Annotated in this window: 18 protein-coding genes; 12 read left to right on the top strand and 6 right to left on the bottom strand. The window is 34.1% G+C overall.

Features of this window, described 5'->3' with window-relative positions:
* Positions 1-63: 63 nt before the first annotated feature.
* Positions 64-1,167, bottom strand: coding sequence for a penicillin-binding protein activator (locus HYY69_06400; GenBank protein ID MBI3033079.1), 1,104 nt, complete (start codon positions 1,165-1,167; stop codon positions 64-66).
* A 113-nt stretch (positions 1,168-1,280) separates the two neighbouring features.
* Here HYY69_06400 and HYY69_06395 point away from each other — a divergent pair, with 113 nt between their 5' ends.
* Positions 1,281-2,432 carry a quinone-dependent dihydroorotate dehydrogenase gene (locus tag HYY69_06395; protein MBI3033078.1) on the top strand — a complete coding sequence of 384 codons (1,152 nt, stop codon included), beginning with the start codon at positions 1,281-1,283 and terminating at the stop codon, positions 2,430-2,432.
* Positions 2,395-2,844: a GNAT family N-acetyltransferase gene (locus HYY69_06390; protein MBI3033077.1), complete on the top strand. Its 450-nt coding sequence runs from the start codon at positions 2,395-2,397 to the stop codon at positions 2,842-2,844. The genes HYY69_06395 and HYY69_06390 overlap by 38 nt, the downstream gene beginning before the upstream one ends.
* Positions 2,845-2,869: 25 nt before the next feature.
* On the opposite strand, the gene HYY69_06385 is transcribed toward HYY69_06390, so the two are convergent.
* Entirely contained in the window at positions 2,870-3,847 is a 978-nt protein-coding gene (locus tag HYY69_06385; GenBank protein ID MBI3033076.1) for a hypothetical protein, read from the bottom strand.
* 277 nt (positions 3,848-4,124) lie between these two features.
* Between HYY69_06385 and HYY69_06380 the strand changes: the two genes are divergently transcribed.
* From HYY69_06380 to HYY69_06370, 3 genes are read left to right on the top strand one after another with little or no spacing between them, the layout of a single operon-like run.
* Positions 4,125-5,321: a succinate--CoA ligase subunit beta gene (locus HYY69_06380; protein MBI3033075.1), complete on the top strand. Its 1,197-nt coding sequence runs from the start codon at positions 4,125-4,127 to the stop codon at positions 5,319-5,321.
* 23 nt (positions 5,322-5,344) lie between these two features.
* The gene (locus HYY69_06375; GenBank protein ID MBI3033074.1) at positions 5,345-6,238 is read left to right on the top strand and encodes a CoA-binding protein; all 894 of its coding nucleotides are present in this window, start codon (positions 5,345-5,347) and stop codon (positions 6,236-6,238) included.
* Positions 6,239-6,262: 24 nt separating this feature from the next.
* Positions 6,263-6,568: a hypothetical protein gene (locus HYY69_06370; GenBank protein MBI3033073.1), complete on the top strand. Its 306-nt coding sequence runs from the start codon at positions 6,263-6,265 to the stop codon at positions 6,566-6,568.
* A 29-nt stretch (positions 6,569-6,597) separates the two neighbouring features.
* Here the strand turns inward: HYY69_06370 and HYY69_06365 are convergent, their stop codons facing one another.
* The gene (locus tag HYY69_06365; protein ID MBI3033072.1) at positions 6,598-6,975 is read right to left on the bottom strand and encodes a hypothetical protein; all 378 of its coding nucleotides are present in this window, start codon (positions 6,973-6,975) and stop codon (positions 6,598-6,600) included.
* Positions 6,966-7,145, bottom strand: a complete 180-nt coding sequence (locus HYY69_06360; GenBank protein ID MBI3033071.1) for a hypothetical protein — start codon at positions 7,143-7,145, stop codon at positions 6,966-6,968. The genes HYY69_06365 and HYY69_06360 overlap by 10 nt, the downstream gene beginning before the upstream one ends.
* Before the next feature lie 74 nt (positions 7,146-7,219).
* Here HYY69_06360 and HYY69_06355 point away from each other — a divergent pair, with 74 nt between their 5' ends.
* From HYY69_06355 to HYY69_06340, 4 genes are all read left to right on the top strand, one after another.
* Entirely contained in the window at positions 7,220-7,981 is a 762-nt protein-coding gene (locus tag HYY69_06355; protein ID MBI3033070.1) for a citryl-CoA lyase, read from the top strand.
* Positions 7,982-8,003: 22 nt separating this feature from the next.
* On the top strand, positions 8,004-8,480 hold the full coding sequence (locus HYY69_06350; GenBank protein ID MBI3033069.1) for a hypothetical protein: 477 nt from the start codon (positions 8,004-8,006) through the stop codon (positions 8,478-8,480).
* Between the two features lie 100 nt (positions 8,481-8,580).
* Complete coding sequence (gene dut, locus HYY69_06345) at positions 8,581-9,012, top strand: dUTP diphosphatase (GenBank protein ID MBI3033068.1); 432 nt, start codon at positions 8,581-8,583, stop codon at positions 9,010-9,012.
* Between the two features lie 135 nt (positions 9,013-9,147).
* Entirely contained in the window at positions 9,148-9,909 is a 762-nt protein-coding gene (locus tag HYY69_06340) for a radical SAM protein (protein MBI3033067.1), read from the top strand.
* On the opposite strand, the gene HYY69_06335 is transcribed toward HYY69_06340, so the two are convergent.
* Positions 9,878-10,594, bottom strand: coding sequence for a deoxynucleoside kinase (locus tag HYY69_06335; GenBank protein ID MBI3033066.1), 717 nt, complete (start codon positions 10,592-10,594; stop codon positions 9,878-9,880). The two genes, HYY69_06340 and HYY69_06335, sit on opposite strands and share 32 nt — an antisense overlap.
* Positions 10,595-10,840: 246 nt before the next feature.
* Here HYY69_06335 and HYY69_06330 point away from each other — a divergent pair, with 246 nt between their 5' ends.
* A complete protein-coding gene (locus tag HYY69_06330; GenBank protein ID MBI3033065.1) occupies positions 10,841-11,389 on the top strand; it encodes an AAA family ATPase in 549 nt (182 codons plus the stop codon).
* 3 nt (positions 11,390-11,392) lie between these two features.
* Here HYY69_06330 and HYY69_06325 read toward each other — a convergent pair whose 3' ends face one another.
* Complete coding sequence (locus HYY69_06325; GenBank protein ID MBI3033064.1) at positions 11,393-11,677, bottom strand: hypothetical protein; 285 nt, start codon at positions 11,675-11,677, stop codon at positions 11,393-11,395.
* 151 nt (positions 11,678-11,828) lie between these two features.
* Between HYY69_06325 and HYY69_06320 the strand changes: the two genes are divergently transcribed.
* Both HYY69_06320 and HYY69_06315 read left to right on the top strand, forming a co-directional pair.
* Positions 11,829-12,584, top strand: a complete 756-nt coding sequence (locus HYY69_06320; GenBank protein MBI3033063.1) for a ribonuclease H-like domain-containing protein — start codon at positions 11,829-11,831, stop codon at positions 12,582-12,584.
* Positions 12,585-12,820: 236 nt separating this feature from the next.
* Complete coding sequence (locus tag HYY69_06315) at positions 12,821-15,157, top strand: DNA polymerase II (GenBank protein MBI3033062.1); 2,337 nt, start codon at positions 12,821-12,823, stop codon at positions 15,155-15,157.
* The last annotated feature ends 12 nt before the right edge of the window (positions 15,158-15,169 follow it).

Raw genomic sequence — 15,169 nt, 5'->3', positions numbered from 1 at the left:
ATCAAAAGCCGAACTGATGCCAAAACCGAGGCTATGCCGAGATTTTCACCAGAGCAGAATAGGTTATTCTTGAACAACAAACTTTCCGTCTTTGACAACATATACTTCGTAATTACCTGAAACTTCACCTTTACTGTCAAATTTGATATGACCGGAAGCCCCATCAAACTCCATGGTATAAAGTGCTTGCTGTAATGCTTCACTTGTTGCTGCGCCTTGCTTTAATGCTAAACCTATTGCCATCATTGCATCATAAGCCTGTGGAGCAAAAGGACCAGGTTCAGTAGTATATGCTTGTTGATGCCTTGTTTTAAAGTCATTGCTTCCGGTGCTGACAGAGGTCAAATACATGCCTTCTGCTGCACTGCCTGCGCCTTTTAAAACATCATCTGATTTCAATCCTTCTGATGCTACAACAAATATTTCTAAGCCAAGCTCTTTCATCTGCTTTAATGCTGCAACACTTGAATCAACTGAATTACTGATAAGATAAACAGCATCTGGCTTTGCTTCTTTAATTTTAACAAGTTGAGCACGTAGATCTGTTGATTTTGGAGCAAATGCTTCATTGGCAACAATTTTCCCGCCCAATGCTGGAAATTTCTCTCCTAAAACGCTGCTAAATCCTAAACCATAATCCTCATTACCATATAAGACAGCTAAGTTTCGATAACCTTTATCATAAACTAATTTTGCACCAAAATCCCCTTGCAATGCATCGCTGGGAATAGTCCTAAACACATAATCGCCAGCGTCGCTGTATTTTGGCGCTGTTGATGCCGGACTGATCATAACTACTTTCTGCTGTTCTGCAATAGGAGCAGCAGCCAAGCTTGCACTAGAGCAAAGCTCTCCAATAACTGCATAGACTTTGTCAACGGAAGTAAGTTTGCTTAAAGCAGTTGCTGCTTCTTTGCCATCACATTTAGTATCTTCATAAATAAGTTCGACATTATCTAAACTAAGCTCTTTTTTTGCAAGTTCTATTCCACCTTTTACTCCTTCACCATAAGATGCAACATCGCCGCTTAATGGCACCATAACACCAACCTTTACGTTAGTAGTTGGTAAAGCATCTGTTTTTTTATCTTCACCTTGCTGTGAACAACCTATTAAGAGAACGATTAAAACGAGTAAACCCACCACTAAAAATTGTTTAATATTCATAGTCTTACCTCCATAAAATCTTATGAATTGTATCTATGTAAACAAGCATTATTTATAAAAGTTTATGAAAGAATAACGAAAGATATTTATAAAAAGAGAAAACAAGAGAGTATATGAACGAAGCATTGGTCAAAATAAGAAACAATACTGAACAATTTTTCTATAAGAATATAGTTAAAAGAATATTTTTCAGAATCGATCCTGAAAATGTCCATGATCATATTATGAAAACAGGAAAATTTCTTGGCAGAAACTATATAACAAAAAGACTCACCAAGAGTCTTTTTTATTACAAACATCCAATGCTTGAACAGCAAATTCAAGGGATTGCCTTCAAAAATCCTATTGGATTGGCAGCTGGCTTCGATAAAAACGCTGAATTAACTGATATTCTTCCTGCAATAGGTTTTGGTTTTATTGAAGTGGGCTCAATTACCGGTAAACCGTGCGAAGGTAATCCGAAGCCAAGATTATGGCGGTTAAAGAATTCCAAAGCATTGGTTGTTTATTATGGATTAAAAAATGATGGCTGCAAAGCAATCAGCCAACGTTTAAGAGAGAAAAAATTTGAAATCCCAGTAGGAATAAGCATTGCAAAAACCAATAATAAAGAAACCATTAGTGTTGAAGCAGGAATTAAAGATTATGTTGAAGCGTATAAAGAATTTCTTAACATCGGAGCCTATATCACCATCAATATCAGCTGCCCAAATACTTTTGGAGGAGAACCATTTACTGATGCAAAAAAGCTCGACCAACTTCTCACTGAGATTGACAAGCTTCCTCATAAAAAACCAATTTTTTTAAAAATATCCCCTGATCTAACAGAAAAACAAATTAACGCTCTTGTTGAAGTGTGTAATAAACACAGCATTCAAGGATTTATTTGTTCAAACTTAACAAAAAACAGAAAAAATAGCAAAATATGCGACATGAATGTCCCAGAAAAAGGCGGTATAAGTGGCAAAGTAGCAGAAGAATTAGCTAATAATCTTATCAGATATGTTTACCAAAAAACAAAAGGAGATTATATAATTATTGGCTGTGGCGGAGTATTCACCGGTGAAGACGCTTACAAAAAAATAAAAGCAGGCGCTTCATTGATTCAATTGATTACCGGGATGATTTTTGAAGGCCCGCAAACGATTGGGGCTATTAATCAAGAATTAGTAAAACTCCTGGAAAAAGATGGTTATCAAAATATACATGAAGCAGTTGGCGCAGATTATGGCAATAAAAATAATCCTAAGAAAAGTGCAGCTTGAAGAATGTTTGAATATTAACAAATTAATTCCTGAGTTTAACAAAGAAAAATATTCTTATGAATACTTCGCAAGACGTTGTAAAGGAAAAAAACCGTTTCTATTCGCAGCGTATGCAGGGAAAAAACCAGTAGGCTACATGATAAATTATGATAAATATAATGATAGTTCATTCTATTGCTGGATGACAGGTGTTATTCCTCAATATCGAAACAAAGGAGTACTTAAAAAGATGATGGCATTCTTGGAAAAAGAAGCGAAAAGACAAGGTTATACAAGTATTAAATTAACGACAAGGAACATCCGGAGAAATATGTTGGCATATTTGGTGAAATATAATTATAATATTGTTGATTTTGCAGTGCAGCCTAAAATCAATCGCAATAAAAGCATTTGGGAAAAGAAAATAGATTAATGAGAAAGAATTATTAAGAGGCGTATTATTTTTCTTGAACTTCAACTAACCATCCTGGCGCGCCTGTTAAATACAACGTTACTCCATCAATTTCAAAATGAATAAAGTCAGCTAAAGTGTTGTATAACCATCCTGGTTCTTCATCAGTATAAATATATTTGTAGAATAATTTTGCTTTCCAGTCAAGTTCTGCTTGTTTTGCATTAATAGTAAAAGGAAAGAAAGCTCCATCAAATTGATTCATTGATAATGCGCAAACTTCATTTCCTGCAACATCTGCGCAAAGCGTTCCTTGTTCCCAGTATTCTTCATAATTATGGATAAAATATTGCCCTGTTTCTAAGCCAGGACTTTGTTCTGTTTCTGGTTGCGGACCTTGTTCAACAAGAGGTGTTCTTTTTTTCACAACAATAGTTGCCATTTGTTCATTATTGTTAAAATTTAACTCTTGTTTATTGCCAAGGACAAACCAACCATCTTCCATTTTTACTTGATAACCAACAAAACGCAAACCAACTTGACGTTCTCCGATCTGCCCTATATTTTGCCCTCTAAACAGAAATTCACTTTCAAGTTCAACATATTCGCCAGGATTAAGCGCAATTGCAGGAACTCGCTGAGTAAAGGGAAATTCTTGACCCTTTTTTATTTCAACACCTGATAACGCTTGTATTGTTACTTGTTCAATTCTAGTACTACCATCTGAGAGATGTACAACAAATTGAGAAGGTACATTTTCAACTAACTGTTGATCTAAAAGATCAGTTATACTTACACCTTGATAGTTTTCAGGAGTATAAGGCTGGATTCTCAATCGTGTAACAACTGATTTATCACCTGTATTTTTAATCTTAAACTGAAATACAACGGGAGTATATGCTTCAGCGCTCTGAGTAGCTTGCAGATCAACAAGAGCAAGATCTACGACAGCTGAAACTGCTGTTGCTAGGAAAAGTAATAGGAAAATTAAGAACAATGATCGAAATAACTTGACAGTAAACATAGATATGACATAATGAAAGAGATATATAAAAGTATCGAATGAATGTACGTATTAAGTCTGGTGGTTTATTAAGTCTGGTGGTTTAGCGCCTACTTTTGTGAAGCTCTAAGATTCAGTGCATTGGGGATTTTTCGGAGTTCCAGAGAGAAAAATCCAATGTTAAATTACTTTTGAAGCTGAACCGGCGCTAAACCCGAAGAAGACTTAATACGTACGAATGAATGAGCGGTGCGAGAAATAAATAACCTTTAAATATCTCTAGAAAAATACCATAGGTATGAAGTTATATGAATTTGAAGGAAAATTATTGTACCATGAAGCTGGAATTCCTATTCCAAAAGGAGAAGTAATTGAAAATCTCAATCAGATTTCTAACATCGACAAACCTGTTGCAATAAAAGCCCAGACATTGGCAGGAAAAAGGGGCAAAGCAGGCGCAATAAAATTTGCTGCAACAAAACAAGAAGCAAAAAAGTATGCTGAGCAAATGCTCAATAAAGTAATCTTAAATGAAACAGTAAAAAAAGTGCTTATTGAAGAAAAATTAGAAATAGCTGAAGAATATTATCTCGGTATTATTTTCAGCCAGGAAGAACGCTCCCCTGTTTTCTTGCTGAGTAAATTTGGCGGCATTGATATCGAAGATGTTGCTCAAAAAGATATTATCAAACACACGATTAACATGCTAAAAGGCTTCACCGAAGATGAGGCAAAACAAATGCTAAAAAAAGCAGGAATAAAACTTCCTGAACTTCCAGCAATAATGACTAAATTATATCACGCATTTACGAGCAATGATATGAAAATGTGCGAGATTAATCCTTTAATTCTAACAAAAGATAATAAATTAGTAGCAGCTGATGCTGTCGTTGTATTGGATGATTCTAGCCAATTCAGATGGAAGCATCAATTTCCAGAACGAGTAGGCATTGGGAGAGAAAAAACAGAACTGGAAAAAGCAGCAAATGCCATTGACAAAGATGATTATCGAGGAGTTGCCGGCAAAACATTTATTGAGTTGGATGGCGACATAGGAATGCTGTCGATTGGTGGCGGAGCATCAATGGCATGTATTGATGCTTTAATTAGTTATGGCGGCAAGCCAGCTAATTTTACTGAGTTTTCAGGCAATCCTTCAGCAGAAAAAGTGGAAAAATTAACCCGAGTAGTTCTTGCAAAGCCACATTTAAACGGCTTATGGATTGTAGGAGTAACGGCAAACTTCACCAGAATAGATATTACCTTTCAAGGAATTGCCAATGCATTGAAAGACATAAAACCAAAATTCCCCATTGTTGTCAGAAGAGGAGGTCCTTATGAAAAAGAAGGATTCGCCATTTTGAGACAGACGGCAAAAGAGTGCAATTTAGACCTCAGCATTTACGACGATACAACACCAATGACTCTCTCAGGTAAAATAATAGTTGATAAAGTTAATGAATATAAAAACAAAATTAAAAAGTTGAAAAAGTAAAAGAAAAAATAATTGTGAAACCAATGGCAATCTTAATTGATGAAAACACACAAGTTTTGATACAAGGCATTACCGGCAATGAAGGAAGCCGGGCTGCCGATGTAATGTTAAAATACAACACTAAAGTAGTCTGCGGAGTAACACCAGGCAAAGGCGGACAGCAAGTGCAGGGAGTTCCAGTATATAATTCTATTAAAGAAGCTTTAACAAAACATCCTCAAGTAAATGCAAGCGTTATTTTTGTGCCGCCAAAATTTGCAAAAGCAGCCATGCTTGAAGCAATAGAAAACAAAATACCATTGATAGATGTGATTACTGAATTTATTCCGTTGCATGACGTTGCTTATTGCCTGGCAAAAGCAAAAGAAAACAAAGTAACCATTATTGGTCCAGCCAATGTAGGCATCATATCGCCAGGAAAATGCAAGATTGGTTCAATTGGCGGAGAAACAAACAAAGCATACACGCCTGGAACTATTGGTGTTATTTCTAAATCAGGCGGTATGTCATCAGAAACAGCATATATTTTCAAACTAGCTGGCATGGGACAATCAACCGTCATAAGCATTGGCGGAGATGTTCTTAATGGCTTCAGTTTCAAAGATGCCCTTGCACTATTTGAAAAAGATCCAGAAACAAAAGCAGTCGTTATGTTCGGTGAAATTGGTGGAACATACGAAGAAGAAGCTGCCGAATTTATCAACGCAGGCGGTTTTACAAAACCATGCGCAGCATTTATCTCAGGAAAATTCGCAGCAACCTTACCAGACGTCACATTAGGTCATGCAGGAGCAATCATTGAACAAGGCAAAGGCACAAGAGAAGCTAAAATCAAAGCATTGCAGGATGCTGGTGTCATGATTGCCGAAGTCCATCATGAATTGGTTGATTTAGTAAAGAAAGCGTTAAAAATATAAATCAACTTAGATAAAAAGAGATTAATGATTAAAAACTCACCTATTGTTTATGGAATTCTAAGTGTAATCAGTATTGTAATTGTTGAGTTAATATTGTTTTTAGATGATATTTCAATTAAATACATCTGGAAATGGAAAACCTATTTGTTCATTATCACATTTATCGCTGGGATAATATTAGGATTATTAGCAATGAAGCTTTCTAAAACTAAAGAAGAAAAACAATTAATCTCAGCTAAAGTTGGATGGTATTTAGGGATTATTGGTATTTTATTAAACAGTTCTCTGTTACTATTATTTTTTATTGCAAGGAATATACAAATAAAATAAAACAGTAGGATTTATAATAATGATTTTAATTATAGTTTTTTATGAATAGTTATGTCAATCTTTGGCAAATAATAAAAGAGAAGATGTATTCCATAACTAATTCCAATGCATATTAAAACATCTATTACAAAAACAAGTAGACCATATTTGCCACCGATCAAAGCTAAAACATCCTTATCATTGATAATTTGGATGTTAAGAATAGATAATAAAAGATAGAAAGTAAGAAAGCCTAATAACATAGATCTTATGAATTTATCAAATAAAGGTACATCATAAATACGCCCACTTTCACGTCGCCATTCTATAAAGGATAATCCAACGTAACCTACACCAAGAATATGAAGCAGTAAAATTAAAGATTTCCACTCAAGAATAGAAGAAGTAAAAATATCTTCTAAAGCCATTTGGCTACCCTCGGTAAAATAAAATAAACCATTCCAAAAATCATAAGCATTATACCAAAATATGCTGAGTTAAAAAGAGTATTAAAAATAGGGATATATATCCCAAAAAAATAAATAATGACACCAATAACAAAGACAACCAATGCAACTTTATCCGATGATTTTGCCATGTTCTTCTCAAATGAAGAAGATTATTTAAATGTATCTGATTAACTTTATAAATAAGATTAATCTATAAAAGAAAATGCCAGAACAAAAAGAAAAAGTATGGAAAACCAATATATCAGGACAAGTAGACAATGAACTCATCATTCATGGGTACAAATTAACTGATATGATTCAAAAACTGAATTTCACCCAAGCCATATTTCTCATGTTACAGGGAAAACTTCCTTCAAAAAAAGAAGAATTAATTTTCAACACAATCCTTGTTGCCACCATTGATCATGGCATAGGCACTCCTTCAACAACAGTTGCAAGAACAGTTCGTTCATGCGGCAATCCTTTAAACACGAGCATCGCTGCAGGAATACTAGCGCAAGGTGATCTTCATGGAGGAGCATTAGAACAAGCAATGGAAATGATAAAAAGTGCTATAGAACAAAACAAAACAGCAAAAGAAATAGTCGCAGATGCTTTAAAAAATAAAAAACTACTCTATGGTTTTGGACATAAAATATGCAAAGGTTCAGATCCAAGAACAACAGCTATTCTTGAAGTCCTTAAAAAACAAAAAGCAATCAGCAAATATGTTTCATTTGCTGTAGAAATGGAAAAAGAGATAGAAAAACAAAAAGGCATTAAAATTCCCTTGAATATTGATGGTATTAATGCTGCTGTCGCTTTAGACCTTGGCTTTCAGCCTGAAATGGGGAAAGCATTATTCATCATACCACGAGTGGCAGGATTAGCAGCTCATTGTATTGAAGAAGGGAAACAAAAAACATTGAGAAGATTGTCACCTGAAGAATACGAATATACAGGAATGATAAGAAAAAAGTTATAAATATCCCTACTTTCAAAAGAGCATGGATATTGCTGAAACATTAAAAAAAGTACATGATTCTAAAGAATTTAAGCTCTATCAAAAAAACAACCCAAAAGCCTATTTAGTCCATATTTTTTTTATGACAGGCAATGGTATTGATGTAGGTTATTACAATGCTGAAACTGATTTATTAGCAGCATTTAACACAAAAAACGAAGTTAAAAAGGTAGTTGAAGAAAAACCATTTAAGCAGAGCACCACAATACATTTATTAGACTTAAAAAAAGTAAAGCTTAGTATGGATGACGCATTTGATATCGCAATTCAATGTCAAAAAGAAAAGTACAAGAATGAACTGGTTAACAAAGAAATTGTTATTCTCCAAGAATTGGAAGGTTGTGGAATAATATACAACATCACCTTCATTACAGAATCATTCAAAACTTTAAACATAAAGATTGATGCGCAAACAAAAAATATTGTCAGTGAAAATATTGCTCCATTGATTGGGTTTTAACAATATAAATAATAATAATAATATACCAATACAACCTATACATTGAAATGCAACATTCTTTATAAAACAACTTACTGCAGCAATTAATGGGGTGAAAGATATGAAAGTGCTTATCACAAGACTTGACAAAGAGCTGCCTATTCCTCATTATAAGCATGACGGAGACGCAGGCATGGATATTTACAGCAGAGAAGACGTTGTTCTCGAACCTGGTCAATTTAAAATGGTGCCTACGGGATTAAAAATTGCAGTGCCTTTTGGCTATGAAGTCCAAGTTCGCCCGCGGAGTGGATTGGCTGCAAAGCACGGCATTTCTATCGTCAACACGCCAGGAACCGTTGATTGTGGTTATCGGGGAGAAATCGCAGCAATTCTCATTAACCATGGAAAAGAAGCATTTCACGTTAAAAGAGCTGAAAGAATTGCTCAAATAGTTATTAACAAAGTAGAAATTGTTGAAGTAGAAGAATCTGAAATCTTGCCCGATTCAACACGAGGAGAAGGAGGATTCGGCAGTACAGGAAGAAAATAAAAAGAAAACAATAACAAAAAAAGAGGCAACAGCATGGCAATAAGCTACAACGCAAGCAAGAATACAAAAAAACTTGAGACATTTGATGAGGAAAATGTTGAAGAAGAAAAAAAAGAGGAAGAATGAGGGTTTCTTATGCTGGCATATATCAAAGAGATCATTCCTATTAATGTGGAGTGGTCAGAACATATGTGCTTAGCAGTATATTTTTCTGGATCTAATTTTAACGCTGGATGGCTAGCTGACAAGAATTTGAACACTATTAATAATGAGATATTTGCAAAAGATATTAAAGAAATTAAAAGAGAAATTGAAACACAAGCAGTTGGCATGGATACCGTAATACTAACTGGTGGAGAACCATGTTTGCAGAGACTAGCGCTGTTGAGTATTGCTAAAATAATTAAAGAGAAAAATTTAAAATGTGGTTTAGAAACAAATGGAACAAAGCCCGATATCATCAAAGCTCTTTTTGAAGAAAAATTAATTGATTTTTTGATAATTAATCTAAATAGTACTTTTGTACCTGAACTCTTTGAAAAAATAACAAAGTCAAGAAGTTTTTTTATCACTTCTGAAACAATCATACATGATATTAAAAAAACATTAGAGATAACAAAGAGTGCAAATATTCCTCTTGAAATAAGAACAACAATTATTCCAACATTGCTTTATAAAAAAGAAGATGTGCTGGAGATAGCAAAAGAATTAAAGGATATTGACTGCATTTGGAAGTTAAAGAAATTTACAAACGCTGAAAAACTCATGGATAAGCGGTTTCAAGCGCTAAATCCTCCTTCAGATCAATTTCTCGAAGATTTGCGTGAAGTATGTTTACGGAATTATCCGCAATTGAGAATTGAGATTATGCAAGAACTTCAGCAACCAATTGTATAGCTTTGTTGCAGGTTCCTGAGATATCATCAGTATTCGTGTCAAGATAAACGACTTTGCTTCCATGGCTTTCGAACAACTTCTTAAGCCAGTCACTTTGATAGCGTTCAGCAATTTTTCGCTGAAAAACAATTTTTTCAAATATAGCATTATCTTTCTTAGATCGATTATCTAATCGCTTCATGCTAGTATCAGGATCCACAACAGTAACGATTAACAGATGAGGTGCATGTTTTAAAGCTAATTTGTTGCCAGGCAAGTTGATAATTTCCATCAAAGATAATTTTTCATGCTGGACAGGTTGATAAACAAGAGAAGTAATAACACCTCGCTCTTGAATAATTATTTTTCCTGATTGCAAGCTAGGTATGATCAATTTTTTATAGAGAATTTCCCGGTCTAAGGAAAAAGCATGAGCTGTGCTTAAGCCAGAGTACTCTCGTCCATTTTCTTGAATAATTTCTTCACGTATAACCTTGCCAATCATCGAATGCGTTGGCTCTGAGCTAATAATGACTTGATAATCAGCGAGCATTTGTTCTGTAGGAATTTCATTTTTAAGTTGCCAGAACTCGCGCAAGTCAAAGACTGATTTTCCCTGCTGTTCAAGATGCTCTTTTAACGCAGTAACAATAGTGCCTTTACCACTGCCATCCAATCCATCAACCATAATGAATACGCCTTTCATAAGAATAGATAAGTAATGGTACTATATATGGATTGTGATGAATAGGTTCTGTCCCGAATGAAGTTTTTGGTGCCATACTGGTGATTATCTTAAGAATAAATAATCGAGAAAAAAGGAAATTCCAATGGGAATTTTTTCCTTCTTATAAACAAGTGAGATAATCACAGCACCAAAACCGAGGCTATGCCGAGATTCGGGACAGAACCGATGGATAAGCTATTTAAAGCTGGATTGTTTTTCAGAGATATGCAGTACAAAATTGTTGCTATTGTTGGGATGCCAGGTTCAGGAAAAACTGAAGCTTCTCGATTTATTGAATTAGCAGGATTTTACCGAATCAGATTTGGCGATATCACTGATGAACATATCAAAAAAAACAATCTTGAACATAATGAAGAAAATGAAAGACGAATACGAGAATTCTTGAGAAAAAAAGAAGGCAATGCAGGTTATGCAAAATTAAATCTTGAGCGTATTGAAAAATCTATTCAAACAAGCCATGTAGTTATTGATGGCATGTACAGTTGGGAAGAATATCTTTTTTTAAAAGAAAGATTTAATGAACATCTTATCGTGCTTGGACTGTATGCTCCACCAGCAGTGCGGCATGTGAGATTAAACACAAGATCAATACGACCATTAACTCAGGAAGAAGCTATAAGCCGCGATATAAGTCAAATTGAAAAGCTTAATCAAGCCGGACCAATTGTTATGGCAGATCATATGATTATAAATACAAAAACACTGTTTGATTTGCGTGATGAAGTTAACAGATTTTTACAACTTTTTGTTTAGAAGTTATCGTATTTGTTGATGCAATGCTTTAAATGCTTTATCTAAAGCAAAATATAGATTTGGTTCTACAGCATTGGATTTATATTCTTTATCAAGAAGAAGCAATGTTTGCAATTCATAGCTTTTATTATCAAGTGGTTTTAAGCTAACCGTAATATCTTTAAAATCCTGATGAGCATCGCAAATCTCTTTAACATGATTGCCTATAAGCTTCTTTGCAATAACAAGATCAGCTGGTTTTAAGTCAGAAAATCCGTCTAATTTAATGTTTCCACCAAGTTCCATCATCACTATACACCTTCTACTTCAATATGATTACAGAGCAATAACTGCTCTGTAATCCACTTTATAAAAATACTTTATATACTTTGTTCTTATAAATATTATAAAATATGAAAGAGAAAACATATAATCTATATATTATAGCTTAAAAGCTATAATGATAGAAAAATCATTCATAATATTGCCCAAAGTAGGAGCTAAAAAAGAGCAAGAACTATGGAAAGCTCATATTAACACATGGCAGGATTTTATGCGAGCGCAGAAAATTCCTTTAATCAGCAGTGAAAAAAAACAATTTTTTGACAGATTTTTAAAGCAGGCTATTAACCAGTTGCATGAGTATAATGCAGAATTCTTCCGTCCACTATTGCCAACAACAGAAACCTGGCGCTTGTACGAGCATTTTAAAGAGGATGCTTGTTTTTTGGATATTGAAACTTCAGGTCAAAACGGCTACATCACAGTGGTAGGTGTTTATGATGGTTATGAAACAAAAACCCTCATCAAAGGAAAGAGCCTTTATCCTGAATTGATTAAAAAAGTGCTTCAGCCATACAAGCTAATCATTACATTTAATGGCTCAACATTTGATCTTCCAATGCTGGAGAAATTTGCTCCAAATATGATCCCAAATATTCCTCATATAGATCTTCGTCATTGTTGTGCAAAATTAGATTTAACCGGTGGTTTAAAACATATAGAAGAAAAACTCAATATTCACCGGCCATTGCACCTGAAAGGTTATGGAGGAGATCATGCAATTGACCTTTGGCGCGCATACATAGCTTCAGGAAGAGAAGAGTATCTTAACAGACTAGTTGAATACAACAATGAGGATACTATTAATCTCAAGCCACTTGCAGAATACTGTTATAAAGAATTGAAAAAAAAGATATTAATAACCTGTACGTAATAAGTCTGGGGTTTTAGCGCCTACTTTTGTGAAGCTTTTCTTATATTTACTATGAGGATTTTTCGGAGTGCCAGAGAGAAAAATCCAATTGAAATTTGCTTGAAAAGCTGAACCGGCGCTACCTGAATCCGAAGGATCTCAGGGATTAAAAATAGTGATTTTTAATAAAACCATAGAAGACTTATTACGTACAATAACCCAAAACAGTTATTAATAACCAATCATTTTCTTTTAATATGCATGGATTTGTCGTATACCCAACGTATAGAATAATAGAAAATAAAGCATATGTTTATTTATTTGGAAGATTAGAAAATGGAGAGTCTTTCTTAACGATTAATCTTTTCAAGCCTTATTTTTGGATTAAAAAAACCGATCTCAACAAAGCGCAGGAATTAGGCAAGGGTGCAAGTAAATTTGAAGTTGAAGAACCATTGCCTTGTTTCAAAAATTTCCAGGGAGAAGAGGTAGTAAAGATTATTCTTAATATTCCCAAAGAAGTTCCAGAATTAAGAAAACTCTTCAACGAAAATACAATTGTTTGCTACGAAGCTGATATCAGATTTCCGTATAGATTTATGATCGATAAAGGCATTAAAGGAATTATGAACATTGAAGGCAACTTCAAACAAGGCCATTTTGTCAGCAGAATTTATGAAGAACCTGCATTAACTCAGACAGAACATTATGAAGTGAAACTCAAAACATTATCTATTGACATTGAAACAAAAGGCGATGCTTCTGAAATTTATTCGATTGCATGGTATGTAAAAAATGAACTAGCTGAGCTATCCGAAGTATTAATGGTAAGCGCTAAAGAAGTAACATCAACAACAAAAGTAACCGTATGCAAAGATGAGAAGACCTTGCTTGAAACATTTTTTGAAAGAATAAAAACTATTGACCCTGATTTCATCACTGGCTGGAATATTATTGATTTTGATCTCGCAGTAATTAAAAAGCAAGCTGATAAATATAAAATTCCATTTATATTAGGAAGAGCAGAATGGGCTTCAACAATTAAGATATATGATGATTTTTTCAAAAGCTCGGATGCAGATGTTGCAGGAAGACAAGTATTAGATGGAATTGAATTGTTAAAAGGAGCATTTATTAAATTAAATGATTATAAACTCGATACTGCAGCAGGAGAAATTCTTGGAAGAAAAAAAACAGAGCAATTCATTAACAAAAGACTGGAAATAGAAACCATGTATCAGCATGACAAAGAACGGCTTGCTGTTTATAATCAAGAAGATACTCGATTAGTAATAGAAATCCTTGAGAAAAAGAATCTCCTTAATTTGACCATTCAGCGTTCACTATTAACAGGGATGCAGCCTGATCGCGTGAGCTCTTCAATTGCATCATTGGATAATCTCTACCTGCGGGAAACTATGAAGAGACTGCTCGTTTGCCCAACCGCATCGTTCTCTGATAGAGAAGAACGGATTAAAGGTGGTTTTGTCCGTGATCCTGATCCTGGAATTTATGAATTTATTATCGTCCTTGACTTCAAAAGTCTGTATCCAAGTATTATTAGAACATTTAATATTGACCCTTATTCATTTGATAAAAACGGCACCATTCTTGCACCTAATGGTGCGAGATTTAGAAATGAAAATGGTATTTTACCGATGATTATCGAGAGATTATGGCGGATGAGGGATGAAGCAAAAAAGAGAAAAGATGATGTTGCAAGTTATGCTATTAAAATCACGATGAATTCTTTTTTTGGATGCTTAGCCAACCCTCATTGCAGATTTTACAGTATTGAATTAGGCAATGCAATTACTCATTTTGGCCAGCAGATTGTCAAAGAAACAGCTGATCGCGTAGAAGAAATGGGATATAAAGTAGTATATGGGGATACCGATTCCATTTTTGTCCTCTCAAAAGCAGACAACTATCAAGAGGCAGAAACAATTGCGTTAAAGATACAGGATTTTATTAATGAATATTTTGAAGGTAAAGTTAAAGATTTATACGATAGACCTTCGTTTTTAGAACTAGAATTTGACAAAGTATTCAAGAAATTTATTCTTCCAAAAATACGCGGTTCAGAGTTAGGGGCAAAAAAAAGATACGCTGGTCTTGTTCTTGAAGAAGATGGAAAAGAAGAAATGACATTTACTGGATTGGAATTTGTAAGAAGAGATTGGACAGATTTAGCTAAAGAATTTCAAATGGAAATCTTAAAGCGAATTTTCAAGAATGAAGAAATTCAAGAATATGTAAAACAATTTGTTAAAGAAGTTAAAGAAGGAAAGCATGATAAGTTATTAATCTACAGAAAAGCAATCAGAAAAGACGTCAAAGAATACACCAAGACAACACCCCCTCATGTTAAAGCAGCGCGATTATTAGGTACTGAATTAGAATCAACAATTATAGAATATGTTATCACCACTGAAGGCCCTGAACCAATACAAAAACAAAAAAACAAAATTGATTACGATCATTATATTGAAAAACAATTAAAGCCAATAGCAGATTCAGTATTAGTATTTTTTGATACCAATTTCGATGAATTAACAACTAAAAAGAAACAAAAGACATTGTTTAATTATTAAAATTTATAAAGT

Source organism: Candidatus Woesearchaeota archaeon (genome assembly GCA_016192995.1).
GTDB lineage: Archaea > Nanobdellota > Nanobdellia > Woesearchaeales > DSVV01 > JACPTB01.
Note: the sequence above shows the minus strand (reverse complement) of the source record. Positions and strands in the feature narration are given on the sequence as shown.

Bases quoted from the DNA above. Each gene is read 5' to 3' on its own strand.
- HYY69_06400 (MBI3033079.1), bottom strand. From the start codon at position 1,167: ATGAATATTAAACAATTTTTAGTGGTGGGTTTACTCGTTTTAATCGTT.
- HYY69_06395 (MBI3033078.1), top strand. From the start codon at position 1,281: ATGAACGAAGCATTGGTCAAAATAAGAAACAATACTGAACAATTTTTC.
- HYY69_06390 (MBI3033077.1), top strand. From the start codon at position 2,395: ATGGCAATAAAAATAATCCTAAGAAAAGTGCAGCTTGAAGAATGTTTG.
- HYY69_06385 (MBI3033076.1), bottom strand. From the start codon at position 3,847: ATGTTTACTGTCAAGTTATTTCGATCATTGTTCTTAATTTTCCTATTA.
- HYY69_06380 (MBI3033075.1), top strand. From the start codon at position 4,125: ATGAAGTTATATGAATTTGAAGGAAAATTATTGTACCATGAAGCTGGA.
- HYY69_06375 (MBI3033074.1), top strand. From the start codon at position 5,345: ATGGCAATCTTAATTGATGAAAACACACAAGTTTTGATACAAGGCATT.
- HYY69_06370 (MBI3033073.1), top strand. From the start codon at position 6,263: ATGATTAAAAACTCACCTATTGTTTATGGAATTCTAAGTGTAATCAGT.
- HYY69_06365 (MBI3033072.1), bottom strand. From the start codon at position 6,975: ATGGCTTTAGAAGATATTTTTACTTCTTCTATTCTTGAGTGGAAATCT.
- HYY69_06360 (MBI3033071.1), bottom strand. From the start codon at position 7,145: ATGGCAAAATCATCGGATAAAGTTGCATTGGTTGTCTTTGTTATTGGT.
- HYY69_06355 (MBI3033070.1), top strand. From the start codon at position 7,220: ATGCCAGAACAAAAAGAAAAAGTATGGAAAACCAATATATCAGGACAA.
- HYY69_06350 (MBI3033069.1), top strand. From the start codon at position 8,004: ATGGATATTGCTGAAACATTAAAAAAAGTACATGATTCTAAAGAATTT.
- dut (MBI3033068.1), top strand. From the start codon at position 8,581: ATGAAAGTGCTTATCACAAGACTTGACAAAGAGCTGCCTATTCCTCAT.
- HYY69_06340 (MBI3033067.1), top strand. From the start codon at position 9,148: ATGCTGGCATATATCAAAGAGATCATTCCTATTAATGTGGAGTGGTCA.
- HYY69_06335 (MBI3033066.1), bottom strand. From the start codon at position 10,594: ATGAAAGGCGTATTCATTATGGTTGATGGATTGGATGGCAGTGGTAAA.
- HYY69_06330 (MBI3033065.1), top strand. From the start codon at position 10,841: ATGCAGTACAAAATTGTTGCTATTGTTGGGATGCCAGGTTCAGGAAAA.
- HYY69_06325 (MBI3033064.1), bottom strand. From the start codon at position 11,677: ATGATGGAACTTGGTGGAAACATTAAATTAGACGGATTTTCTGACTTA.
- HYY69_06320 (MBI3033063.1), top strand. From the start codon at position 11,829: ATGATAGAAAAATCATTCATAATATTGCCCAAAGTAGGAGCTAAAAAA.
- HYY69_06315 (MBI3033062.1), top strand. From the start codon at position 12,821: ATGCATGGATTTGTCGTATACCCAACGTATAGAATAATAGAAAATAAA.